We start from the raw sequence: 23,024 nt of genomic DNA on the forward strand, positions 1-23,024 counted from the left end.
CGTACTCACAAGCACCCACACGAATTGCTTGATTCGATTTGTTAAAGAGCGTTTGGTTAAGAGCTTTTCGTCTCAACCGAGGCGCGCATTCTACGCCTTCCTCACTTGCTGTCAAGCGTTTATTTTGAAGTTTTTTCAAACTGCTTTCTTTCAAAAGCCTTCAACGTCAACGACTTACCGACTGCCCCGCTGCGTTCATCGCTGCGAGGAGGCGAATAATACGTGGTTTGAAATCAGAGTCAACACTTTGATCCAAAAAAACTTTTATCCGCCTCCATGAGCTCACCGGCAACTAATTCGAGCGCAATCGATCTGTAGAGAAACATCCCAGGAGCGCGACACGATGAGCCAAGCGCAGAACGAGAAAACCCCGGGCCTGTCGGCAGATGAAGAGCAGGAAGTCAGTCATAACCAGCCACCCCGCGCAGCAGTACTGCACGAGATCATCCGCGCCCAGGGCGATCAGGAACTGGAACGCACCCTGGCAGCCCTGTGGTGGTCGGCACTGGCCGCCGGCCTGACCATGGGCCTGTCGCTGATGGCGATGGGACTGTTCTATGCACGCCTGCCAGACAACGACAGCAGCCAGGTGATTGCCAGCCTCGGCTACGCCGCCGGTTTTCTTGCCGTGATCCTCGCTCGCCAACAGTTGTTCACCGAAAACACCCTGACTGCCGTGCTGCCGGTAATGACCGCCCCTACCCTCGCCAACCTCGGCCGCCTTATACGCCTGTGGACAGTGGTGCTGATGGGCAATCTTGCCGGCACCTTGCTGGTGGCCTGGGTGATGCTCGAGCTGCCGATCTTCGACAGCAAGACCGATGTGGCCTTTCTCGAAATCGGGCGCAAGGTGATGCACAACGATCCGAGCCAGATGTTTGCCAAGGGCATCATCTCGGGCTGGATGATCGCGACCATGGTCTGGATGATCCCATCCATGGAGAACGCCAAGATCTGGATCATCCTGATGATCACCTACCTGATGGCCCTGGGCGACTTCACCCATATCGTCGTCGGCTCGGTAGAAGTGTCTTATCTGGTCTGGGCCGGAGAGCAGACCTGGCCCAGCTTCTGGCTGGAGTTCGCCCTGCCGACCCTGGCCGGCAACATCATCGGTGGCAGCTTCATCTTCGCCCTCATCAGCCACGCCCAGGTACGCAGCGACAGCGGCAAGCCGCCGTCGAAGCTGCTGGATGATGAACAAGAGTCGCCAATAAAGAAGGGCCGTGAAAGCTGATACTCAGCGCACCGCCACTGCACGCTCGGTGCTGTCGCCTCGCTGACGCAAAGGCCTGGGCTGCCACCAGTTCTGCCCTGCATGGGGCGAATCCAGACTGACGCGCTCGCCCATCTGTGGCGTGCTCAACGGTACCTGGGCCTGCGCCGCCAGCGCGACGATGCGCTCGAAAGGCTCCTGCCAGCTGTGCAGGGAGAGATCGAACGTTCCGTTGTGGATCGGCAGCATCCAGCGTCCGCGCAGATCCAGGTGCGCTTGCAGGCTCTGCTCAGGCTGCATATGCACATTGGGCCAGGCCAGGTTGTAGGCACCGGTCTCCATCAATGTCAGATCGAAGGGTCCGAAGCGCTCGCCGATTTCGCGAAAGCCTTCGAAATATCCGGTATCACCACTGAAGAACAGGCGCAGCCCTTCATCGATCACCACCCACGACGCCCACAAGGTGCTGTTACTGTCGAACAGGCCGCGCCCAGAAAAGTGCTGCGCCGGTGTGGCGACGAAACGCACGCCTGCGACTTCGGTTTCCTGCCACCAGTCCAGTTGACGCACCTTGTCGCTCGGCACACCCCACTCGACCAAACGATCGCCCACGCCCAGCGGTGCAAGAAACTGGCCGGTGCTTGGCGCCAGCTGGCGTATGGCCGACTCATCGAGATGATCGAAATGGTCGTGGGACAGAATCACCGCTGCCAGCGGCGGAAGCTGGTCGATTGCCAGCGGCGAAGCGTGGAAGCGCAGCGGGCCGGCCCATTGCACGGGCGAGGCGCGTTCGGCAAATACCGGGTCTGTAATGAAGAAGTGCCCACGCAGTTTTAGCAGTACCGTGGAATGGCCCAGACGCCAGAGGCTGTGGTCCGGGGCATCGAGTACCTGCTGGCGGGTCATCGGCTGCAGGCTCGGGGGAGTGGCAGGACGTGTCTCGGGAGGTTTGCGCAGCAGCAGATACTTGAGGCCGATACGCAATTTCTTGAGCACGCCATCCTTGGGCAGCTCGGCCTGGTTGTAAAAACGCCCATCCCTGTAAGGTGCCGGCTCGCCGGCGGGGGAAGCCATGGGGGCCATGAGCAGGAGCACTCCGAGGAGAAACAAAGGCTTCATGCTACCTCACAATGATCGGATCAACCGTGAATTGGCTTGTAAGGTCATTTTTCCGCCATGAATCATTGTTCAACAATATTCATGCAACTTATGCGATAAACGGCTTCTGCAGAAAAAGAACGATAGACATGATCGACAACAGAAGCGGCAAGGGGCTCTCCTTCGTCAGGCGCATCTATCTGCCGCGGACCATCGGCATGGGCATCGGCCTGTTCAGCGTCATGGCGGCACTTGCCCCGCTGCAACCACCCACCTGGGTGTGGCTGCTGATGCTATTCAACGGCCTGGCCTGGCCGCACCTGGCTTATCAATGGGCGATCCGCTCCCCTGCCCCCTACCGCGCCGAACAGCGCAACCTGTTGCTCGATTCGCTGAGCGGCGGTTTCTGGGCTGCAGCCATTCATTTCAATCCGTTGCCGACCGTGACCATCCTGTCGATGATGACCATGAACAACGTCGCTGCAGGCGGCAAGCGCATGGTACTGCGCGGGTTGGTCGCGCAACTGACAGGCATGCTGCTGGCCATGGCGCTGTTCGGCCCCGGGCTGCAACTGCAAGCCACGGCATTGCAGGTCTATGCCTGCCTGCCAATGCTGACGCTCTACCCGCTGGCGCTCGGTTGGGTCTGCTATCAATTGGCGATCAAGCTGGCCGACCACAAGCGTCGGCTGAGCGCCCTGAGCCGCACCGACAGCCTCACCGGACTGCTCAACCATGGCTCATGGAAAGACTTGCTGCTGCTGAGGTTCCAGATCTGCCACCAGCAGCAGGCCACGGCAGTCATCGCCCTGATCGACATCGATCATTTCAAGACCATCAACGACACCTTCGGCCACGTGGTCGGCGATTGCGTGCTGCGCCAGCTGAGCCACGAGCTCAAGCGCGTCCTGCGCGACGATGACCTGGCCGGGCGCTACGGCGGTGACGAGTTCTGTCTGATCCTGCCTGCCACCGATCAAGACCAGGCCGGCGTTGCGATGGAGCGCCTGCGTGAGCAGGTCAGCGCCTATCGCAACCCGCAACTGCCGGAATTGCGCATCAGCCTGAGCATAGGCCTCTCGGCCTATCACCCTGGGCTGAAAACGCCCGAGCAGTGGCTTGAAGACGCCGACAAGGCCCTCTACACCGCCAAGCATCAAGGCCGCAACCAGGTCAACGTCGCCCGCAGCGAGGCTGGCCCTCTCAAGCTGGCCTACCCCGACTGAACCTGCTGGCTCAGCGCAGGCTACGCTCGGCGACGATCTCCGGCAGGTCGGTGCGGCGCAGATAGATCCGCAGCGGCTCACCAATGTTCAGGCGATCGTCCACATGCTGTCGCAGCAACAGTGCCAGACGCTCACGGCAGAGCGCCATACGCCGCCCCGACTCGGGACGCCAGACGAACTCGCTGCAGGGCGTGATGCTCGCATCCGCGACATCCATACCGAATGCGTCCTCGGAAAAGCGCACGATATGCGTGCCACGCTTGCCGTGAAAACCGACGAAGCCGTTGAGCTGCTCGGCAGCTGTGCAGATATCCTGGGATGTAATGGCCATGACGTTACCTCGCAAAGAAATCGGAAGGAACGCACGCCAGGCGGGAACGGTTGCCTCTGTCGGGCAACGCGCAGATCGTTTGTTGCGCAGACTAACGCAACCTGCGCCGCCTTCGCCAAGGTTTTTCAGCGAGCGCCGGACACCGCCGGATCGAGCTGATCGGTCAACAGCGCCTCCATCCATCCCATGAACGCCTGTACCCGGCGCGGAACATGCCGCTGGCGCAGGTACAGCATCGTCACCGGCATGGCCCGGGCCTGCCAAGATTCGAGCACCCGTACCAGATCACCGCGCCGCACGTCCTCGGCAACCCCCGCCGCTGGAACCTGGATCAGCCCCAGGCCGGCCAGGCCCGCGGCCGAATACGCCACGGCATTGTTCACCGTGAGCACACCCCTCATGGGCAGAAAACGCGATTGCCCGTCGACTTCGTACTCGAACCCCGGACTCTGCGCACCGAGCCTGGAGACGTAGTGCACGAGCTGATGCGTCGCCAGATCGTCCAGCGTGTGCGGCACGCCATGCCGGGCAAGGTATTCGGGGCTGGCGCAGTTGCACATGGTCATGCGCCCCAGTGGCCGGGCGGCCACATCCGGGTCACCCAGTTCGCCCACCCGCAGTACGCAGTCAAAGCCACCTTGCAGCAGGTCGACACGCTGGTCGGTGCAACTGAGCTCCACTTCCAGGCGCGGATAGCGCAACAGAAAGCCTGAAAGGGCCGGCATCACCACCTTGCGCGCCATCATGGTCGGCATGTCGATACGCAGACGCCCGGCCAGCTCGGCCTCGTCGCTGCGAAACAGGCTCTCGATCTCGTCCATGCCTGACAGCAAATCCTTGCTGCGCTCGTAGAGCAGCAGGCCGTCCTGCGTCGCCTGCACGCGGCGCGTGGTGCGGTTGAGCAGGCGCGTGCCAAGCAAGCGCTCCAGTGCCCGGACCTGCTCCGAGACAGTCGAACGTGGCAAGCCAAGACTCTCACCCGCCAGGGTGAAACTGGACAGTTCACTGACCCTGACAAAGGTACGCAACAATTCCAGCTTGTTCATCGAGCCGCCTTGATAGTTCGAATATGGCGAACAGTATTTCCAAAACAGCAGGATTTAACAGCCTTTTGTCGACCAATAACCTGTGAGCACAGACTCCATCGACGAGGTAATCCACATGACCCGTAAAATCGCTCTGCTCACTGGCGCCAGCCGCGGCCTTGGCCGCAACACCGCCGAACATCTCGCGGCCCGCGGCATCGATGTCATCGGCACCTATCACAGCCGGGCCGACGAAGCCCAGGCCCTGGTCGAGCGCCTGGAACAGGCTGGGGTGCGTGCCGCCATGCTGCAACTGGATGTCGGCGACAGCCAAAGCTTCGCCGACTTCGCCGAACGCCTGGCGCACACCCTTGATCAACGCTTTGCCCGCCGACAGTTCGACTTTTTGGTGAACAACGCCGGTGTCGGCATACATGCACTGTTCAGCCAAACCACCGAGGCGCAGTTCGAGCAATTGCTGAACATCCACCTCAAGGGCCCGTTCTTCCTCACCCAACGCCTGCTTCCGCTACTGGCCGACGGGGGGCGCATCGTCAACATTTCAAGTGGCCTGGCACGCTTCTCGCTGCCCGGTTACTCCGCCTACGCGGCAATGAAGGGCGCCATGGAGGTGCTCACCCGCTACCAGGCCAAGGAGTTGGGTGAGCGCGGCATCCGGGTGAACATCCTGGCGCCGGGCGCCATCGAGACCGATTTCGGGGGTGGCACCGTGCGTGACAATCAGCAGGTCAACGCCTTCGTGGCCAGCAATACTGCCCTGGGCCGCGCCGGCCTGCCCGACGATATCGGCGCAGCCATCTCCCTGTTGCTTGAGGACGGTAATGGCTGGATTACCGGGCAGCGTCTGGAAGTCTCCGGCGGCATGTTCCTCTAACCCAGGCTGCTGCCGCTCAGCGCCTGCTGCAAGCTCGCCAAGGCAGGAATGTCCAGCGCCTGGGCGGCGTAGCACAACCCGACCCGACGCCTCAGCGCCGGGCCGGGCCCTGGTTGCCAGTAGACCCCTGGGTGGCGCTCGGCCAGCGACTGCGGCAACCAGGCCGCGCCCAGTCCGGCGGCGACCAGCGCCAACGCCAGTTGCAATGATCCGGCCTGTGCCACCTGCTCACCCTCGCCATATAGCCCCATCAGGCGCTGGTGCGAAGGATGCTGCGGGCAGGTGATCCAGCGACCGTCGGCCTGGCTGCCGGTGGCCATGACCAGGACAAACGACTCTTCCCACAGCGCCAGGAAGAGCTCATCCTCACAGCGCTCAGCTTCATCGGCCAACCGCGCATCGCCCTCGCAACCGTCCAGCAACGTCAATTGCAACCCAGGCACGGCCTGAGCCGCAAGACACACGCATGCTTCGACCTGGGCCGGGGCGATATCGGCCTCGATACCCAGCACGAGCGGGACACGCTCCTGCTCCTGGCGAAAGCGCAGGCGCAGCGCCTCGGCTTCAGCAACCATGCGGCACGCCTGCGGATACAGCGCCCGCGCCTGCTCGCTGACGTCCACACCGCGGGCCTGGCGCAGGAACAGGATGACGCCGAGGTCCTCCTCGAGTTGCCGGATGGTCACTGACAATGTCGGCTGAGCCACGCACAGGCGCTGCGCGGCCAAGGTGATGTTGCGCTCTTCGAACACGGCGATGAACGCCTTGAGATGACGAATATCCATAGATAAAACCGATGCCAGCCAGAGGAATAAGCCGTTTTTCATGGCCTGGATCGATGCTTACAATTCTGGCCATCGAAAACGATTATGCCTTGGAGGCGCTCATGAACAAACCTCTGATCATCATCACCGGCGCCAGCTCCGGTATCGGGGCCGCCACGGCCCAGCAATTCTCGGCCGCAGGTCACCCGCTGCTGCTGATCGCTCGTCGCCTGGAACGTCTCGAAGCATTGGCCCTGCCCAATTGCTTGTGCCGCGCCGTGGACATTCGCGACCGTGCCGCGCTGGTGGCGGCGGTGAACGAAGCCGAAGCCGTGTACGGCCCGGCCGATGCACTGGTGAACAATGCCGGCGTGATGCTGCTGGGCCAGGTGCACGAGCAGGATCCTGAGCAGTGGGACCGGATGATCGACATCAACGTCAAAGGCCTGCTCAACGGTGTGCATGTACTGGCCAGCGGCATGGTCGCACGACGCGCCGGCACCCTGATCAACGTCAGCTCCGTCGCCGGGCGCAAGACCTTCCCCAATCATGTCGCCTACGTCGGCACCAAATTCGCCGTGCATGGCCTGTCGGAAAACCTGCGCGAAGAGCTGGCGCCACACAACGTGCGTGTCGTCACCATCGCGCCGGGCGCGGTCGAGACCGAGCTGCTCGGCCACACCACCGACGAGGGCATCAAGCGCGACTACGAGTCGTGGAAAGCCAATGACATGGGCGGCGTAGTGCTCAAGGCCGAGGATGTGGCCGGGGCGATCGTCTGGGCGTACCAGCAGCCGCAACATGTGTGCATCCGCGAGATCGTACTGGCAGCCACTGCCCAGCAACCCTGATGGCAAGCGCTCCCACGGGCACGCCGGGCGTCCGTGGGAGCTGGCTCAGCGCTGCACCTCATCCTCCCGCACCTGCACACTCGCGGTCATCCCGGCGCTGAGATTCACCCCAGCGGGGATATCGTCCAGCCTGATCCTCACCGGTATCCGCTGCGCCAACCTGACCCAGTTGAAGGTCGGCTCCACCTCCGGCAACAACTGTCCGTCCGGGGTCGAGTTGCGGTCAGTGATGCCCCGGCTGATGCTCTCCACATGCCCATGCATGGCCTCCCCCGCCCCCATCAGCCAGACCTTTACCGGATCCCCGACACGAATGCGCGGCAGCTTGGTTTCCTCGAAATAGGCCTGGATATAGAAGGTCGAGTCGTCCACCAGCGCCATCATCGATTGCCCGGTATTGACGTAGTTGCCTTGGGCCAGTCGCAGGTTGGTGATGTGACCGTCGCGCGGTGCGCGCACTTCGCTACGGGCCAGGTTGATCTTGGCCACCTGCAGTTGCGCTTGCGCCTCGTGCAGTTCACCACGGGCGATGGCAGCGTTGATCTGGGCGTTCTCGCGCAGCTCGGCGCTGATCGCCTCCGGCCCAAGGGCCGTGCGCCGAGCCGCTTCGCGCTCACGCAGGCGCAACTGCTGGGTGCGGGTTTCAGCCACGGCACTGGCCTGGTCGAAAGCCGCCTGGAAGCGCTCGTGATCGATGATCATCAATACATCGCCGGCCTTCACCGGCTGGTTGTCGTGGACCCGCAGTTCGCGCACCCAGCCGGACACGTCCGGGGCGATCACCACCACATCGGCCCGCACCCGCGCATCGCGCGTCCAGGGGGTAAGCATGTAGTACTGCCAGAGGTGATATCCGGCAAACACGGCAATGGCCACCACGCACAGGGTGACCAGGGTACGTACCGCTGTACGCATGGACTGACTCCTTACAAAGGTCCCAACAGATGTACCACCAACGACAGCACACAGACGAACAACGCCGCATCGAACAGCGCTTCATGCCAGATCCAGCGACCGAGTGGCGTCGCCTGCACCACCCAGCGCAACAGCCCAGTAAGCACCAACGCCATCAACACGTAGATCAGAAACGGGCTGAGCAATACGCCGCCCAGCGCCCACTCACGCAACCCCATGGACTTCCTCCTGCCAACGGCACCACTTGCCCCAGCTCTTCTGCAATTGCAGGACCGCGCCGATAGCCAGGCGCAGCGGGTCGCTCGACGGCTGGCGGCGCAGGGCCTCGATGAACTGCTCGCTGGCGGCATCCAGACGCTGGCCGCGCCCAGGCGCAGGGCCACTGGCCAGAACCGCCTCCAGTTGCTGCAGGTACTGGCGCTCGGCACCGGCCAACGGTACCTGGGCCACCGCCAGGCACATGCGCAGGTGCACCAGTTCGTCACCGATGTCCAAGCCATGCAGGCCATCGTCCCAACGCTTGCGCTCGGCCTCGGGCAACTCGCTGGCATGACGGGCCAACTGCATCAGGCGATCGGCCATGCGTCCACCGAACCAACTGTCGGCGCCCCGCAGGTCGCGATGGGTCAGGCGAACCAGGTCGCTCTGGGTGGCGGCCCTCAGGCGCCGACCCAGCCACTTCGGATGACGCAGCACGACCAACCGAAACGCCAGTACCGCCGCCCCCACACCGATGAGCATGGCCTGGGCGCTGTTGAGCATGCTGGCCACGTCGAAGTGCATGGCGTTCAGAGGCGCCACCAGCACGATGAAATGCAGGCAGTACGAAGTCGCCGTCGGCCCCGTGCGCGGATGAGCCATGCCCAGCGCACCGAAGAACAGCGGTACGCCCATGCCAAGACACAGCAAGGCGAAACTGCTCCATTGTGGCAACAGGATCTGCCCAACGAAAAACGCCACCGGAATCGCCAGCAAGATGCCACGCAGAAAGCTCAAGCCGATCTGCGCGCCGTTCTCGCGGCTGGCGAACAGGCTGCAGACCACGCAGGTCAGCACCAGGCCTCCGGGGGCCGAGGGCCAGGCCGTGGCCAGCCAGAAACTGCTCATGACCAGAAACGCCAACGCACTGCGCGAACCGAACAGCAGCGCCAGCGGCAGGTCGCGATGCGCCGCCAGGCCCAGCGATACGTCCTTGGGCGTTCGCCCTTCCTCCACATCGAGCAGCGCCTGGGTGGCGGCCATGGCGAAGTCCAGCAGCAGGGTCAGGCGCGCCAGGCAGAAATGCTCGGCGGGGCTGATCTGTTCGTCGTGGGCTGCGTCCCAGATACGTTGGCGCAATAACAGAAGGCTGGGCTGATCGGGATTGGCCAACTGGGTCCGGACCTCCTCCAGCCAGGGCGCCAGGTGCGCCGCTTGCTGTTCGTCGAGCTGACGCCACTGACGACGCACCGAACGCGAAATGCGCAGCAGCACCATCAGCTTCTGGCTCAGGCCACGGATTGCGCGGGCCCGCTGGCGGCCACGACTGCCTTCGAACCAGGCATGTTCACGCTGAACGTCGATGGCGACGATGCGCCCAAGGATGTCCAGCAGCCCCTGGCGCGCCTCGTCTTCACCGCCGAGCATGGCGCTGGCGGTCTGCATGCCGTTCTGCCAGGCCTGCCGCGCCTGGCCGCCGAGTTGCTGCTCGACGCGCATCGGCCAGATCAGCGCGCTGGTGGCTGTGGCGCAGACGATGCCCAGGCAGATTTCGGTGCAGCGCGCCACCGCCTGGTCGAACACCTGCAAAGGGTGGTCGATCGCTGGCAATGCGATGATCGCTGCGGTATAGCCAGCCAGCACAAAGGCGTACGCCCAGGCACTGCGCAACTGGGTTGAAGCAGCGGTACAGAGCGCCAGCCACAAGGCAAGGGTCAGCAGGAACAACCACGGGGTCTGGGCGAACAGGCCGATGAACACCACCGACATGAACGTACCGACCAGGGTGCCGGCCAGTCGCGCCAGCCCCTTCTGCACCACCATGCCCGACAGCGGCTGGGCCACGATGAACGCCGTCATCAAGGCCCAGGCCGGTTGTTCCAACCCCCAGCGCAGCGCCAGCCACAGCGCCAGTCCACCGCCCAGCAGGGTCTTGATGGCGAACTTCAGAGCAGGGCTGGTGGGTGCGAACAGGGCCTGGAGGGTGATGGGCACGAAGCGGACCTTGCGGGGGGATATTGAATAGAACGATAGACAACGAACGGGAGAATAAAATGCAATCAACTAATTAGCTAGCTAATCATCTTTTAAAAAGATAAAAAAATAGGCGACCGAAGTCGCCCTAAATGCCTTGCGTGCTCGTATACCCGGAAGGATCAGCGCGATTTGCGCTTGTTCGCATCCTTCCAGATGAAAAGTCCCAGACCGGCAAAGAACGTCAACATCAACCCGACTGTCACCACACCGGCGATCACCACGTTGTCGAAGAACATGTCGGCCTCCCGATTCGTTGCCGTTGTCCGATGTGTGCAAGGTAACGAATGTGCGGGGAGGAGAAATTGACCAGGGTCAATAGGGCCCGGGACCGGGCACAAGAGGGGGCGCAGGTTTGACCTGCATCAGTTTTCAGCGCTTCTTGGGCTTGCTTTTGCCTTTCTTCTTCTTGCTTTTGCTCAACGGCATGGCCTGTTCGAAGGCCTGGCGCATTTCATCCAGGCGCTTGTCCTTGATGTCGTGGATGCGTTTGGCGCGCTCGGCGCCGAAGTCGATCAGGTTGTCTTGGCTCATGGGCGGGCTCGACTGACAGCGGATGCGCCCATGATGAAGCCTGATGGCGACGCTGAACAGCCCCGCCTCAGACTTCGATGTCCACCAGCAACCCCTGGCGTGGCCGCTCACCGAGCGGCGCAACCGGCACGGTATTGTCGGCATTGAGTTCATCGCCGGGCATTGCGCTGTAGAGCTCTTCCTGCTCGTCCTGGCGGCGTTGCTGACGGCGCTGCTGCTGGCGGCGTTGTTCCTCGCGCAGCCGATAGGCTTCATCCTGCGGGTCGCGCTGCTGCTTGAGGTCGATGGTGCCATCGCTGGAGGCAGGCTGGGCCGGAACCACCGGAGGAATATTGGGGCTCTGCTTGACGGGATCTTGTTGCGAGGTCACGGGCACGGCACTGAGCGGAATGATCGGCGGCAGCATGAGTCGGTTCTCCTGTAGCCACTGTGTCGGCCAGCCACGGTACGCCTTGAGCACATGGGCAAGGGATTGTGCGGCCGGTCACAATACCGTTTGCAAAGTATAGACCGCGATCATTCGCCTTCGTCGTCGGGATCGTCGTCAGCGGGCTGGCTGGTTTCGCTCCAGGGCCGCTTGTAGACCTGTTGCCAGACCGCGTCCATGTGTTCGCGCAACACCTGCGGCGCACTCTTGAGCGACGCACTGTCCTCGCGCTCGCCACCGATGGGCTCCTCGCCCGCCGGGCTGATCTGCGACTGACCACTGATGCTGTAGATCGCCTGGCCTTCGCGCATTTCGATGCTGATGTCGTGCGGGTCGATGCCGCCGCCACAGAAGGCGTGGCTGGCCACGGTGACTTCGGCGACACCATCCTTGTTCAGGTCGGTAACGTCGCTGACATCGGTATAGAAGTCGACATCCAGGTCCAGCCCCGGGCACGTTGTCTCCTGATCGATCTGCCAGCGTGGCTTGAACGCCTCGCTTTCGCTCGCACGCCCATAGAGCGTGGCCTTGAGCACGACCTTGTCGACTTCCTGTTCGCTGTCGGCATCGGTCGCCTGGCCGTCCACACGGCTGAGCACCAGCAGGCCTTCGCCTTCGCGGTCGTGGAAATGCACGCTCTTGAGCGGCGTCTGAACGCCCAGCACTTCCAGTTGCTCGACCGGAATCGGCGCGAGGATCTCGAACTTCTTCTGGTCACAGGCTGCGAGCAGCGCCAGGCTGCCCACGGCCAGGGAGAGGTTCAACCAGCGGTGCGTGACAGGCATGTTGGCGCGAGGCCCTCGTTGACTAAAGGGTATTCGTCGATGAAGTGGCTGAACGCTTTGGTCCGCCGGGCCTATCCGTTAAGATAGTGCGCTTTTTCATCGCGGGAGTTCAGGCAGTATGGCGCAGCAGTATCAACCGGGGCAACGCTGGATCAGCGACAGCGAAGCCGAGCTCGGCCTGGGAACCATCCTGGCGCAGGATGGCCGCCTGCTGACCGTGCTCTATCCGGCCACTGGCGATACCCGCCAGTACTCGCTACGCAACGCGCCGCTGACCCGCGTGCGCTTCTCGCCGGGTGACCAGATCACTCACTTCGATGGCTGGAAGCTGACCGTGCGCGAGGTCGAGGATGTCGATGGCCTGCTGGTCTACCATGGCCTGGACGGGCAGAACCAGGCGCGTACCCTGCCTGAGACGCAACTGTCGAACTTCATCCAGTTCCGCCTGGCCAGCGACCGTCTGTTCGCCGGGCAGATCGACCCGCTGTCGTGGTTCTCGCTGCGCTACAACACCCTGCAGCACAGCAGCAAGCAGATGCTCTCCTCGCTCTGGGGCCTGGGTGGCTGCCGCGCCCAGCCGATCGCCCACCAGTTGCACATTGCCCGTGAAGTCGCTGACCGTATCGCCCCGCGGGTATTGCTGGCCGACGAAGTAGGCTTGGGCAAGACCATCGAGGCGGGCCTGGTCATCCACCGCCAATTGCTGACGGGCCGTGCCAGCCGCGTGCTGATCCTGGTTCCGGAAAACCTTCAGCACCAGTGGCTGGTCGAAATGCGCCGGCGCTTCAACCTGCAGGTGGCACTGTTCGACGCCGAGCGTTTCATCGAGAGCGATGCCAGCAACCCGTTCGAAGATGCCCAACTGGCGCTGGTGGCGCTGGAGTGGCTGGTCGACGATGAAAAGGCCCAGGACGCCCTGTTCGCCGCCGGCTGGGACCTGATGGTGGTCGACGAAGCCCACCACCTGGTATGGCACGAGGAGCAGGCCAGTGCCGAATACGCGCTGGTCGAGCAGTTGGCCCAGGTCATTGCTGGCGTGCTGCTGCTCACTGCCACCCCCGAACAGCTTGGCCAGGACAGCCATTTCGCCCGCCTGCGCCTGCTCGACCCCAACCGTTTCCACGACCTGGCCGCCTTCCGCGCCGAGAGCGAGCACTATCGCCCAGTAGCCGAAGCCGTCCAGGAGTTGCTCGACGAAGGCCGCCTGTCGCCCAAGGCCCACGCCACCATTCACAATTTCCTTGGCGCCGAAGGCGAGGCCCTGCTGGCCGCAGTCAGCGATGGCGACAGCCAGGCCAGCGCACGCCTGATTCGCGAATTGCTAGACCGCCATGGCACCGGCCGCGTGCTGTTCCGCAACACCCGCGCCGCGATCCAGGGCTTCCCCGAGCGTCAACTGCACCCCTACCCGCTCGCCAACCCCGAACCGTACAGCGCGCTGCCCGCCGGTGAGCGTGCCGAGCTGTACCCGGAAGTGGCCTTCCAGGCCCAGGGCGAAGGCAGCGACGACGAACGCTGGTGGCGCTTCGACCCACGGGTCGATTGGCTGATCGACACCCTGAAGATGCTCAAGCGCACCAAGGTTCTGGTGATCTGCGCCCATGCCGAGACCGCCATGGACCTGGAAGACGCCCTGCGTGTGCGCTCCGGCATCCCCGCGACGGTATTCCATGAAGGCATGAGCATCCTTGAGCGTGACCGCGCCGCCGCGTACTTTGCCGACGAAGAATTTGGCGCGCAGGTGCTGATCTGCTCGGAAATCGGCAGTGAAGGCCGCAACTTCCAGTTCGCCCACCACCTGGTGATGTTCGACCTGCCGGCGCACCCGGACCTGCTCGAGCAACGCATCGGTCGCCTCGACCGGATCGGTCAGAAACACACCATCCAGCTGCACATCCCGTACCTGCAGGACAGCCCGCAAGAGCGCCTGTTCCAGTGGTACCACGAAGGCCTGAATGCCTTCCTCAACACCTGCCCGACCGGCAGCGCCCTGCAGCACCAGTTCGGCACGCGCCTGCTGGCGCAACTGGTCGGCGGCGACAATGCCGCCTGGAGCGCCTTGGTCGCTGAAGCCCGCGGCGAGCGCGAGCGCCTGGAGGCCGAGCTGCACAGCGGCCGCGACCGCCTGCTGGAGCTCAACTCCGGCGGCGCTGGCGAAGGCGAGGCACTGGTCGAGGCGATTCTCGAGCAAGATGACCAGTTCGCCCTGCCTATCTATATGGAAACCCTGTTCGACGCCTTCGGCATCGACAGCGAAGACCATTCGGAAAATGCGCTGGTGCTCAAACCCAGCGAGAAGATGCTCGACGCGAGCTTCCCGCTGGGCGACGACGAAGGCGTGACCATCACCTACGACCGTGGCCAGGCCCTGTCGCGCGAGGACATGCAGTTCCTGACCTGGGAACACCCGATGGTGCAGGGCGGCATGGACCTGGTGCTGTCCGGCTCGATGGGCAACACCGCCGTGGCGCTGATCAAGAACAAGGCGCTCAAGCCTGGCACCGTGCTGCTCGAACTGCTCTATGTCAGCGAGGTGGTGGCACCCCGTAGCCTGCAACTGGGTCGCTACCTGCCCTCGGCCGCCTTGCGCTGCCTGCTCGATACCAATGGCAACGACCTGGCGCCGCGGGTTGCCTTCGAAACCCTCAACGACCAGCTCGAAAGCGTACCCAAGGCCAGCGCCAACAAGTTCATCCAGGCCCAGCGCGATGTCTTGGCCAAGCGCATCGCCGCTGGCGAGGCGAAGGTACTGCCGGTGCATGACGAGCGTGTCGCCGAGGCGCAGCGTCGCCTGGCCGCTGAAGCCGACGAGGAGCTGGCTCGCCTGACGGCGCTCAAGGCAGTCAACCCGAGCGTGCGTGACAGCGAGATCGATGCCCTGCGCAAGCAGCGCGAACAGGGCCTGGCGATGCTCGAAAAGGCCGCGCTGCGCCTGGAAGCGATTCGCGTGCTGGTGGCCGGCTGACAAAACGGCGAGCCCGCTCCCGCAGCGTTGTACATGCAGGAGCGGGCTTGCCCGCGAAGCACGCGCCGCCTCATCTGTTTTTATAACCTTCCGCTATTGACCTCATGTCCAAATGGTAGAGATCAAACTGCCATTAATCAGGAAGGCCTAGCTCCCCTTTCCTATACTCCGGTTTCAACGGTCTCCACCACGCTGTTTGGGGACGAGTGCAAACTCGACGAAGAGACAGGCAATGGAGTGGCTGGGACTTCAATTGTTCGCCGAGCTTCCGGCGAACGGACAAATCATCCTCGACTGCCGTCATAACCCTTTCCTGGTCATGCTCGCCTACCTGGTGGCCTGCGCTGCATGCTTCGCCACCCTGGACATGGCCGAGCGGCAAAGTCACAGCGAGGGGCTCAACGCCCGCCGCCAATGGCGGATTCTGGGTGCCTGCTGCCTGGCCAGCGGTATCTGGGCCATGCACTTCATCAGCCTGCTGGCGTTCCAGGCGCCGCTTGAAGTGCATTACGACATGCCGCTGACCGCCCTCTCGCTGATCATCGCCCTGCTCGCCGCGTGGCTGGCAATGAACAGCCTCGATCGCACTGTGATGCAGTGGCGTCATTACCTGCAGGCTGCGCTGGCGATCGGCCTCGGCATCACCGTGATGCATTACGTCGGCATGGCCGCCCTGCAGACCAGCGCCCTGCAGTACTACCAGACCCCACTGCTGGTCGCCTCGCTGGGCATCGCTGTAGTCACCAGCCTGGTGGCGCTGCTGATGGCCCGACACTTTCGCAGTGGCAGCGGCACCCTGCATCTGGTGATGAAGTACGGCGCCAGCCTGATGATGGCGGCAGGCATCGTCCTCACCCACTTCACGGGCATGGCGGCACTGTCGCTGGTCATTCCAGACAACCTGCCCCTGCAACTGCCCTCGGCCAACAACAGCCTGCAGTTGGGGCTGACCATCGCGTTCATCACCCTGCTGATCAGTGGCAGCAGCATCAGCGCTGCACTGGCCGACAAGAAGCTGCAAAGCAAGGAACATGACCTGCGGCGGGTCAATGTGCTGCTCAGCCAGCTCGACCAGGCCCGTGCCTCGCTGCAACAGGCCGCCCACTACGATGCCTTGACCAACCTGATCAATCGCCGCGGCTTCAACCAGGTCTTTGCCGAACGCCTGGCCGAGCAGACCGCAAGCGAAGGCATGCTGGCCGTGATGTTCCTCGACATCGACCACTTCAAGCGCATCAACGACAGCCTCGGGCACGCCGCTGGCGACGAACTGCTCAAGGTGATCGCCGGACACATCAAGGCGGCGACCCGCTCCCAGGACGTGGTGGCGCGTTTTGGCGGCGATGAGTTCTGCATCGTCACCAGCCTGCACAACCGCGACGAAGCCCGTCACCTGGCGCAACGCATCATGCAGCGCATGAAGGAGCCCATCGATCTCGGTGGGCGACGCATGGTCATGACCACCAGTATCGGTATCAGCATCTTTCCCGACGATGGACGCAGCGCCGAGGAGCTGCTGAAGAATGCCGACCTGGCGCTGTACCAGTCCAAGGGTGGCGGGCGCAACAACCTGAACTTCTTCAACAGCAGCCTGAAGACCCGCGCCACGCTCGAGTTGCAACTGGAAGAGGAACTGCGCGTGGCGCTGCTCGATGAGCGCGGATTGTGCGTGCATTACCAGCCGATCTTCGACCTGCACAGCGCACGGGTCGCCAAGCTGGAAGCCCTGGTACGCTGGCAGCACCCGCAGCATGGCCTGCTCGGCCCCGACCGCTTCATCGGTATTGCCGAAGCCAATGGCCTGATCGCCGAACTCGATCTCTGGGTACTGCGCCGCGCCTGCGAAGACGTGGCAGAACTCAACCGCCTGGGCTACGGACACCTCAAGGTCACGGTCAATTGCTCCGCCGTGACACTGGGGCGCGAGGAACTGGCCAGCGAAGTGGAGATGGCCTTGTTCCAGGCCGGTGTGGCTGCTCGCCAACTGGAACTGGAAGTCACCGAAAACGCCCTGATGGGCGATATCCACCGCACCATCAACCTGCTCAAACGCATCCGCGCCCAGGGCGTGGCCCTGTCGATCGACGACTTCGGCACCGGCTATTCATCGCTGGCCTACCTCAAGCGCCTTCCCCTGGACGTGCTGAAGATCGACCGCTCGTTCATCCAGGATGTGCCAGGCAGCCAGCAAGACCGAGAGATCGTCCAGGCCATCATCATCATGGCCCACACCCTGCACCTGCAGGTCGTCACCGAGGGCGTGGAAACCGACGAGCAACGCGCATTTCTCGCCGCCCAGGGCTGCGATTTCCTTCAAGGCTACCTGCTCAGCCGTCCGGTACCGTTGACCGACCTGCCGCCGGTGCTGGAGCGGCTCGACAATCTGGACAGCGACTTCATTCCCGAGCGCGGAACAGCTCTACCAGGGTCGCCGGATCGTTTTGCAGATGCCCCTGGCTGCCGTGCAGGCGCATCAGTTGCGCGGCGAGGCCACTGATGGGTGTTGCCGAACCTTGCTCGCGGGAAAACTTCACTGCAGTGTCGAGGTCCTTGAGCAAGGTGCGCACATGCCATTTGACCGGGGTGTAGCGACTTTGCGCCATCTGTGGCGCGAGGATCTGCAGCGGCCGGGAGTCGGCGAATCCGCCGCAAAGCGCTTCGGCGATCAGGCTGGCATCCACCCCTGAACGTTCGGCCAGGGCCACCATCTCGGCAATCACCAAGGCATTGCAGGCAACGATCATCTGGTTGCAAGCCTTGGTCACCTGGCCGGCACCAACCGCCCCCATGTGCGTCACGCGCTGGCCGAGGGTCAGCAACACCGGGCGCACGCGCGCCAGGTCCGCAGCGTCACCGCCCACCATGATCGCCAGGGTACCCGCCTCGGCGCCTGGCGTACCGCCGGACACTGGCGCATCCAGCCAGGCCATGCCGCACAGGGCCGCAAGCTCCGCGGCCATGTCGCGGGTGGCGGTTGGCTCGAGGCTGGAGAAATCCACCAGCAACTGGCCGCTGCGCCCGCCCTGGGCGATGCCTTGCTCGCCGAACACCACCTCGCGGACCACGCCCGTGTCGGCCAGGCACAGCAGCACGATGTCAGTGTCACGGCACAACGCCGCCGGGCTCTCGGCCAGGCGTGCGCCAGCGGCGACCAGCTCGGCGCACTTCTGCGGGCTGCGGTTCCACACGGTCAGCGGGTAGCCGGCAGCCAGCAGACGACGGCACATCGGCAGGCCCATCAGGCCGATCCCGGCGAATCCCAGGGAAGGCAATGCAGTACTCATGAACGACTCCAGGCAAGGATTAAAGAAGCGCGACCTTCGGACGATGCAGTGCAGATGCCAGCGCGAACCCCTAACGACCATAGGGTAAACCCCTATCGCATAGGCAAAAGGCGCACTGCTACAGTCGCCGGATTTACGTAATGGCCAGATGACATATCTTCCGACCGTCCACCACTCCAGGCAAATGGCGCACTATGACCTCCAATAATACTTCTGCCAATGCAGTGCCCGAGCCCTCCACCAACAGCACCTCGTTGACCCTCGGTGGCGGCCAGGCCACCCGCAACGTCCCCGCGCAATACCTGTACTTCACCGAGAGCGATATCCAGCGCATCCTCGACAACCTCGACGGCCTGCGTGACCTGGTATTCCCGCAGGGCCTGCACGCGGAAGACGAAAGCCAATTGCGTCTGGACCAGCAGTTCCCCTCGGTATGCCTGATCGGCCTGGGGCGCTGTGGTTCGAACATTGCCCTGGACGTGGCGGAACTGGTGTACAACGCGCGCACCTTCTTCCTCAACGAGTTCAACAACGAAGACCGCAACAGGAACGAAGGCGGCTACAGCCCTGCACGCTGGATCCGACAGAACCTGCGCCTGGTACAGAACAAGGGCGCCAAACCGGTATTTCTGGTCGAGCCACTGGTGATGCTCGGCGATCTGGACAAGGACATCGCCGGGCGCATCCGCTTCTCGCGCAAGGGTGAGCGCGGCGGGTTCCTGCGCGACTACAGCAAGATGAAGATCATGGACCTGTCCGAGGTGCACGCCGGCGGCGCCGGCAATGCGCCGATCCTCGGCCAGTACCTGGCCAAGATCATCCTCAACAAGGATACCCAGCGCTTCTCGAGCGCCGACTGGAAACTGATCCACTCCTACCTGATCGATTCCTGCGGCATCAAGGCCAACCAATCGCGCCTGTATTTCTACATCTTCAGCGCCGGCGGCGGCACCGGCTCAGGGATGGCCTCGGAGTTCGGCCTGGCCCAGCAGTACTCGTACATGAACAAGACTTTCGACACCAAGCCGGCTGACGAGAACGACGGCAAGGGCGGGCATTCTTTCGTTTTCGAGCCGATCTTCACCAGCGGCATCTGTGTGCTGCCCAATGCCTCCGACCACCGCAGTGAAATGTCCGAGGCCTTGCACATCAATGCCGGACGCCTGTTGTGCAAATACTTGTCCGAAGAATGGGATTTCTCGTACAACTTCGACAACGAAGACAGCAGCGAAGCCAGCGTCATGGGGCGCATCCGCCCGTGGAACGCCATGATGCTGATTTCCAACGACATCATGCGCTACGCCGAAGAGAGCGATGACGGAACGATCCAGAACATCGACGTCAATGCCATGGAGAAGCACGCCAACCAGTACATCTCCCAGCAGATCTTCAACATCCTCACCGCGCAGGCCGTGACCACCGACTACGACCAGAACTACTTCCGCCGCGCCGGCATCGACATTGGCGAAACCATCCGCCTGGACGCCAACGACCTCTTCATGAGCCTCGCGGGCCCGGTAGCCATCGCCTATGCCGAATCGGTAGTGCCGGAGGCGCCCGCGCAGGCCTCGGACAAGTTCAAGGTGTTCGAACGCGAATCGCCGCGCCTGGACATCGACGACCTGTTCTTGCGCTCCATCGACCTGCCCCACTTCAACAAACAGACCCAGGCCATCGAGGGCATCAGCCTGCTGCCCATCGAGTCGCGCCGCTATCGCGCGGCACTGGAACAGTACCAGGCCTCGGGCTTCGACGCGGCGGCCCTGCACGACCTGCATTTCTTCAAGAACTGCTCGTCAGTGGTATCGATCGTGTCGCTGCCCAAGGACTACAAGCTGTCGTACATGGACCTGAACCGGCTCAAGACCCACCTCAACAGCCTGTTCCCCAACACCACGCTCAAGCGCTACGCGTTGGTGATCGGCGCCTCGGCCAACCTGTCGCTGACCACCCTGATCGCCAAGAGCCCATGCCTGTCGGACGACTTCCTGACGCTGATCGTGGCCTTCATCAAGCGCTGCTTCGCGCGCACACCCTACCGTTTCGACGACACGCTGGACAACGCCATCCTGGAATTCATCACCAGCGAACATTTCGATGAAGACCGTATCGATGACCTGCTAAACGAGTTCGAGAATCCGGCGAAAATACTCGATACCAACTGGTATGCGATCAAACCGATGTACGAGAAGAAGTACCGCGAGCTGATCAACGACAAGAGCCGCTTCGTCTCGATCAACGACATCCGCCTGTCGCGCGAATGCGTGAAGAAAGCGGTGAAGTACCTGCGCGAGATCTTCAGGCATCGGATCGGCAAGACCCGGGTGATTTCGCTCAACAGCCATACCGGGCGGGTGGATTACTGAGGGCTGGCATCTGACTCCTGTAGGAGTGGCGGTTCGCCGCTGCGACTTGCCCGCGAATGCGATAGTGACGGTACGGACGCATTCGCGGGCAAGCCCGCTCCTACAGAGATATTACGCATCCCGTAAACTGTTACCGCACTGGCGAACGCCCCGGCGACTTGTTACTTACTTCCACCTTACGTCAGCGTCAACGCGCACCAACAAGGTGCGATCAACTCCTTTTTCGCACTAAAAAAGCCCGCGATTATTCCGCTTTCTTCATCTGGATCACGATGAACGGCGAAACCACCACCGCCCAGATCTCAGGATCACGGGTTTGCAGGTCTAGCGCCTGCTCTGCAGTGAGCGGTCCGACAACGCCATCATTACGCCACTTGGCGAAGATTTCGCTGCGATTCTCGGCCATCGCCTCGGCAACAGCGATCAGGTCAAGGCTGGGGTCGACCCAAATCAGGTCACCCTTGGCCCAGAAACGCTCCAAGGCTTTCCACTCGATAATCGCGGTCTCGCCGAGCAATTTGGCATAGAGGGTGCTTGTGTGATCAGTCATGGGGGTTCCTGCCGACAGAATGGCCGTTTGTAAAAGGCCGGCATTTTTGCAGAAAAACCCGGTTTCAAATACGTAATTTGATCGACGGGCCCCGGTTGTATGGGGTTGGGCCCAGGATAGAGGCAAAGTGATGGCGCTTTTCTGTATCTTTATGTCGATCATGCGACACCCCGGGAAACAGGCGCTTTTTGCCCGCTTTTCAAGCGCTCGAACAGCGCTCTACACTGTACCGGTACAGTTCCGGGACATGTTCCGGGGGAAGGTGGGCTTGCGACATGGCACGAGCGTGCCGCAAATCCCGCCCGGTCTGTAGCCCTGGCCGCCAGGACTATAAGAATTACAACAGAATGAGTGGAGCACTATGATCAAGATTTCCAAGCTGTTCGCCGCAATGGTCCTGGCCGGGGTAGCCAGCCATTCGTTTGCCGCCGACACCATCAAGATCGGCATCGCCGGTCCCAAGACCGGTCCGGTAACCCAGTACGGCGACATGCAGTTCATCGGCGCCAAACAGGCCATCAAAGACATCAACGCCAAGGGTGGCGTCGACGGCAAGATGCTCGAGGCCAAGGAATATGACGACGCGTGCGACCCGAAACAGGCCGTTGCAGTCGCCAACAAAGTGGTCAACGACGGCGTCAAGTTTGTCATCGGCCACCTGTGCTCCAGCTCCACCCAGCCTGCGTCCGACATCTACGAAGACGAAGGCGTGATCATGATCACCCCCGCCGCCACCTCCCCGGAAATCACCGCCCGTGGCTACAAGCTGATCTTCCGCACCATCGGTCTGGACAGCGCCCAGGGCCCGGCAGCCGGCAACTACATTGCCGACCACGTCAAGCCCAAGGTCGTTGCCGTCCTGCACGACAAGCAGCAGTACGGTGAAGGCATCGCCACCGCGGTCAAGCAGACCCTCGAGAAGAAAGGCACCAAGGTCGCCGTCTTCGAAGGCCTGAACGCCGGTGACAAGGACTTCTCCTCGATCATCCAGAAGCTCAAGCAGAACAACGTCGACTTCGTCTACTACGGTGGCTACCACCCAGAGCTGGGCCTGATCCTGCGCCAGGCGCAAGAGAAGGGCCTGAAAGCCAAGTTCATGGGTCCGGAAGGTGTCGGCAACGACTCCATCTCGCAGATCGCCCAGGGCGCTTCGGAAGGCCTGCTGGTCACCCTGCCGAAGTCGTTCGACGCTGATCCTGAGAACAAGGCCATCGTCGACGCCATCAAGGCTGACGGCAAGGATCCTAGCGGTCCGTTCGTGTTCCCGGCCTACTCCGCTGTCGAGCTGATCGCCAAGGGTATCGAAGCCGCCAAGTCCGAAGACACCGACAAGGTGGCAGCCGCCATCCACGCCGGCAAGTTCAAGACCCCGACCGGCGAGCTGTCCTACGACGAGAAAGGTGACCTGAAAGACTTCAAGTTCGTGGTCTACGAATGGCACTTCGGCAAGCCGAAGACCGAAGTCTCCCCTCAGTAACTGCGTGACTAATAGCTGACCGAGAAGCCCACTGTGCGAGCAGTGGGCTTTGTTTTACGAGGTTCATGGACCTGATTCCCGCG

At 62.5% G+C, this 23,024-nt stretch carries 21 protein-coding genes; 8 read left to right on the top strand and 13 right to left on the bottom strand.

The window, feature by feature from the left end; translation table 11 throughout:
- Positions 1-343 precede the first annotated feature (343 nt).
- Positions 344-1,237 (top strand): formate/nitrite transporter family protein, encoded by an 894-nt coding sequence (locus IAE40_RS15795; protein WP_153774043.1) that lies wholly within the window; start codon positions 344-346, stop codon positions 1,235-1,237.
- Positions 1,238-1,240: 3 nt separating this feature from the next.
- Here IAE40_RS15795 and IAE40_RS15800 read toward each other — a convergent pair whose 3' ends face one another.
- Positions 1,241-2,335 (bottom strand): MBL fold metallo-hydrolase, encoded by a 1,095-nt coding sequence (locus IAE40_RS15800; protein ID WP_200603513.1) that lies wholly within the window; start codon positions 2,333-2,335, stop codon positions 1,241-1,243.
- 128 nt (positions 2,336-2,463) lie between these two features.
- Here IAE40_RS15800 and IAE40_RS15805 point away from each other — a divergent pair, with 128 nt between their 5' ends.
- Positions 2,464-3,540 (top strand): diguanylate cyclase, encoded by a 1,077-nt coding sequence (locus IAE40_RS15805; protein ID WP_200603514.1) that lies wholly within the window; start codon positions 2,464-2,466, stop codon positions 3,538-3,540.
- A gap of 10 nt (positions 3,541-3,550) precedes the next feature.
- On the opposite strand, the gene IAE40_RS15810 is transcribed toward IAE40_RS15805, so the two are convergent.
- Positions 3,551-3,871 (bottom strand): DUF2025 family protein, encoded by a 321-nt coding sequence (locus IAE40_RS15810; protein WP_054891734.1) that lies wholly within the window; start codon positions 3,869-3,871, stop codon positions 3,551-3,553.
- Between the two features lie 125 nt (positions 3,872-3,996).
- Positions 3,997-4,917 carry a LysR family transcriptional regulator gene (locus tag IAE40_RS15815; RefSeq protein WP_197892746.1) on the bottom strand — a complete coding sequence of 307 codons (921 nt, stop codon included), beginning with the start codon at positions 4,915-4,917 and terminating at the stop codon, positions 3,997-3,999.
- A gap of 115 nt (positions 4,918-5,032) precedes the next feature.
- Between IAE40_RS15815 and IAE40_RS15820 the strand changes: the two genes are divergently transcribed.
- On the top strand, positions 5,033-5,791 hold the full coding sequence (locus IAE40_RS15820) for an SDR family NAD(P)-dependent oxidoreductase (RefSeq protein WP_200603515.1): 759 nt from the start codon (positions 5,033-5,035) through the stop codon (positions 5,789-5,791).
- Here IAE40_RS15820 and IAE40_RS15825 read toward each other — a convergent pair.
- Positions 5,788-6,576 carry a LysR family transcriptional regulator gene (locus tag IAE40_RS15825; protein WP_200603516.1) on the bottom strand — a complete coding sequence of 263 codons (789 nt, stop codon included), beginning with the start codon at positions 6,574-6,576 and terminating at the stop codon, positions 5,788-5,790. The two genes, IAE40_RS15820 and IAE40_RS15825, sit on opposite strands and share 4 nt — an antisense overlap.
- Positions 6,577-6,677: 101 nt before the next feature.
- Here IAE40_RS15825 and IAE40_RS15830 point away from each other — a divergent pair, with 101 nt between their 5' ends.
- Positions 6,678-7,406, top strand: a complete 729-nt coding sequence (locus IAE40_RS15830) for an SDR family oxidoreductase (RefSeq protein WP_200603517.1) — start codon at positions 6,678-6,680, stop codon at positions 7,404-7,406.
- A 45-nt stretch (positions 7,407-7,451) separates the two neighbouring features.
- Here IAE40_RS15830 and IAE40_RS15835 read toward each other — a convergent pair whose 3' ends face one another.
- The 7 genes from IAE40_RS15835 to IAE40_RS15860 form a co-directional block, all read right to left on the bottom strand.
- Positions 7,452-8,321: an efflux RND transporter periplasmic adaptor subunit gene (locus tag IAE40_RS15835; protein ID WP_200603518.1), complete on the bottom strand. Its 870-nt coding sequence runs from the start codon at positions 8,319-8,321 to the stop codon at positions 7,452-7,454.
- Positions 8,322-8,332: 11 nt separating this feature from the next.
- Positions 8,333-8,539 (bottom strand): DUF1656 domain-containing protein, encoded by a 207-nt coding sequence (locus IAE40_RS15840; RefSeq protein WP_054891739.1) that lies wholly within the window; start codon positions 8,537-8,539, stop codon positions 8,333-8,335.
- The gene (locus tag IAE40_RS15845) at positions 8,526-10,514 is read right to left on the bottom strand and encodes an FUSC family protein (RefSeq protein WP_200603519.1); all 1,989 of its coding nucleotides are present in this window, start codon (positions 10,512-10,514) and stop codon (positions 8,526-8,528) included. Before IAE40_RS15845 ends, IAE40_RS15840 begins: the two co-directional genes overlap by 14 nt.
- Positions 10,515-10,675: 161 nt before the next feature.
- Positions 10,676-10,792, bottom strand: a complete 117-nt coding sequence (ccoM, locus tag IAE40_RS25885) for a cytochrome c oxidase subunit CcoM (RefSeq protein ID WP_054891741.1) — start codon at positions 10,790-10,792, stop codon at positions 10,676-10,678.
- Positions 10,793-10,925: 133 nt separating this feature from the next.
- Positions 10,926-11,087, bottom strand: a complete 162-nt coding sequence (locus tag IAE40_RS15850) for a hypothetical protein (RefSeq protein WP_172964788.1) — start codon at positions 11,085-11,087, stop codon at positions 10,926-10,928.
- 67 nt (positions 11,088-11,154) lie between these two features.
- Entirely contained in the window at positions 11,155-11,493 is a 339-nt protein-coding gene (locus tag IAE40_RS15855) for a hypothetical protein (RefSeq protein WP_054891742.1), read from the bottom strand.
- 110 nt (positions 11,494-11,603) lie between these two features.
- Positions 11,604-12,299, bottom strand: coding sequence for a M949_RS01915 family surface polysaccharide biosynthesis protein (locus tag IAE40_RS15860; protein WP_200603520.1), 696 nt, complete (start codon positions 12,297-12,299; stop codon positions 11,604-11,606).
- 118 nt (positions 12,300-12,417) lie between these two features.
- Between IAE40_RS15860 and rapA the strand changes: the two genes are divergently transcribed.
- Both rapA and IAE40_RS15870 read left to right on the top strand, forming a co-directional pair.
- Positions 12,418-15,264, top strand: coding sequence for an RNA polymerase-associated protein RapA (gene rapA / locus IAE40_RS15865; RefSeq protein ID WP_197892731.1), 2,847 nt, complete (start codon positions 12,418-12,420; stop codon positions 15,262-15,264).
- 232 nt (positions 15,265-15,496) lie between these two features.
- Positions 15,497-17,761 (top strand): putative bifunctional diguanylate cyclase/phosphodiesterase, encoded by a 2,265-nt coding sequence (locus tag IAE40_RS15870; RefSeq protein ID WP_200603521.1) that lies wholly within the window; start codon positions 15,497-15,499, stop codon positions 17,759-17,761.
- Here the strand turns inward: IAE40_RS15870 and IAE40_RS15875 are convergent.
- The gene (locus IAE40_RS15875; RefSeq protein ID WP_200603522.1) at positions 17,661-18,548 is read right to left on the bottom strand and encodes an NAD(P)-dependent oxidoreductase; all 888 of its coding nucleotides are present in this window, start codon (positions 18,546-18,548) and stop codon (positions 17,661-17,663) included. The two genes, IAE40_RS15870 and IAE40_RS15875, sit on opposite strands and share 101 nt — an antisense overlap.
- Positions 18,549-18,742: 194 nt before the next feature.
- Between IAE40_RS15875 and IAE40_RS15880 the strand changes: the two genes are divergently transcribed.
- Positions 18,743-20,914, top strand: coding sequence for a hypothetical protein (locus IAE40_RS15880; protein ID WP_153774033.1), 2,172 nt, complete (start codon positions 18,743-18,745; stop codon positions 20,912-20,914).
- A gap of 244 nt (positions 20,915-21,158) precedes the next feature.
- Here the strand turns inward: IAE40_RS15880 and IAE40_RS15885 are convergent, their stop codons facing one another.
- Entirely contained in the window at positions 21,159-21,464 is a 306-nt protein-coding gene (locus IAE40_RS15885) for a DUF2288 domain-containing protein (RefSeq protein ID WP_153774032.1), read from the bottom strand.
- Between the two features lie 361 nt (positions 21,465-21,825).
- Between IAE40_RS15885 and IAE40_RS15890 the strand changes: the two genes are divergently transcribed.
- Positions 21,826-22,941, top strand: coding sequence for a branched-chain amino acid ABC transporter substrate-binding protein (locus tag IAE40_RS15890; RefSeq protein ID WP_054891749.1), 1,116 nt, complete (start codon positions 21,826-21,828; stop codon positions 22,939-22,941).
- Positions 22,942-23,024 lie beyond the last annotated feature (83 nt).

It is taken from the genome of Pseudomonas sp. S44 (genome assembly GCF_016624805.1).
Lineage (GTDB): Bacteria > Pseudomonadota > Gammaproteobacteria > Pseudomonadales > Pseudomonadaceae > Aquipseudomonas > Aquipseudomonas machongensis.

Coding starts and splice junctions, on each gene's coding strand:
- IAE40_RS15795 (WP_153774043.1), top strand. CDS start 344: ATGAGCCAAGCGCAGAACGAGAAAACCCCGGGCCTGTCGGCAGATGAA.
- IAE40_RS15800 (WP_200603513.1), bottom strand. CDS start 2,335: ATGAAGCCTTTGTTTCTCCTCGGAGTGCTCCTGCTCATGGCCCCCATG.
- IAE40_RS15805 (WP_200603514.1), top strand. CDS start 2,464: ATGATCGACAACAGAAGCGGCAAGGGGCTCTCCTTCGTCAGGCGCATC.
- IAE40_RS15810 (WP_054891734.1), bottom strand. CDS start 3,871: ATGGCCATTACATCCCAGGATATCTGCACAGCTGCCGAGCAGCTCAAC.
- IAE40_RS15815 (WP_197892746.1), bottom strand. CDS start 4,917: ATGAACAAGCTGGAATTGTTGCGTACCTTTGTCAGGGTCAGTGAACTG.
- IAE40_RS15820 (WP_200603515.1), top strand. CDS start 5,033: ATGACCCGTAAAATCGCTCTGCTCACTGGCGCCAGCCGCGGCCTTGGC.
- IAE40_RS15825 (WP_200603516.1), bottom strand. CDS start 6,576: ATGGATATTCGTCATCTCAAGGCGTTCATCGCCGTGTTCGAAGAGCGC.
- IAE40_RS15830 (WP_200603517.1), top strand. CDS start 6,678: ATGAACAAACCTCTGATCATCATCACCGGCGCCAGCTCCGGTATCGGG.
- IAE40_RS15835 (WP_200603518.1), bottom strand. CDS start 8,321: ATGCGTACAGCGGTACGTACCCTGGTCACCCTGTGCGTGGTGGCCATT.
- IAE40_RS15840 (WP_054891739.1), bottom strand. CDS start 8,539: ATGGGGTTGCGTGAGTGGGCGCTGGGCGGCGTATTGCTCAGCCCGTTT.
- ccoM (WP_054891741.1), bottom strand. CDS start 10,792: ATGTTCTTCGACAACGTGGTGATCGCCGGTGTGGTGACAGTCGGGTTG.
- IAE40_RS15850 (WP_172964788.1), bottom strand. CDS start 11,087: ATGAGCCAAGACAACCTGATCGACTTCGGCGCCGAGCGCGCCAAACGC.
- IAE40_RS15855 (WP_054891742.1), bottom strand. CDS start 11,493: ATGCTGCCGCCGATCATTCCGCTCAGTGCCGTGCCCGTGACCTCGCAA.
- IAE40_RS15860 (WP_200603520.1), bottom strand. CDS start 12,299: ATGCCTGTCACGCACCGCTGGTTGAACCTCTCCCTGGCCGTGGGCAGC.
- rapA (WP_197892731.1), top strand. CDS start 12,418: ATGGCGCAGCAGTATCAACCGGGGCAACGCTGGATCAGCGACAGCGAA.
- IAE40_RS15870 (WP_200603521.1), top strand. CDS start 15,497: ATGGAGTGGCTGGGACTTCAATTGTTCGCCGAGCTTCCGGCGAACGGA.
- IAE40_RS15875 (WP_200603522.1), bottom strand. CDS start 18,548: ATGAGTACTGCATTGCCTTCCCTGGGATTCGCCGGGATCGGCCTGATG.
- IAE40_RS15880 (WP_153774033.1), top strand. CDS start 18,743: ATGACCTCCAATAATACTTCTGCCAATGCAGTGCCCGAGCCCTCCACC.
- IAE40_RS15885 (WP_153774032.1), bottom strand. CDS start 21,464: ATGACTGATCACACAAGCACCCTCTATGCCAAATTGCTCGGCGAGACC.
- IAE40_RS15890 (WP_054891749.1), top strand. CDS start 21,826: ATGATCAAGATTTCCAAGCTGTTCGCCGCAATGGTCCTGGCCGGGGTA.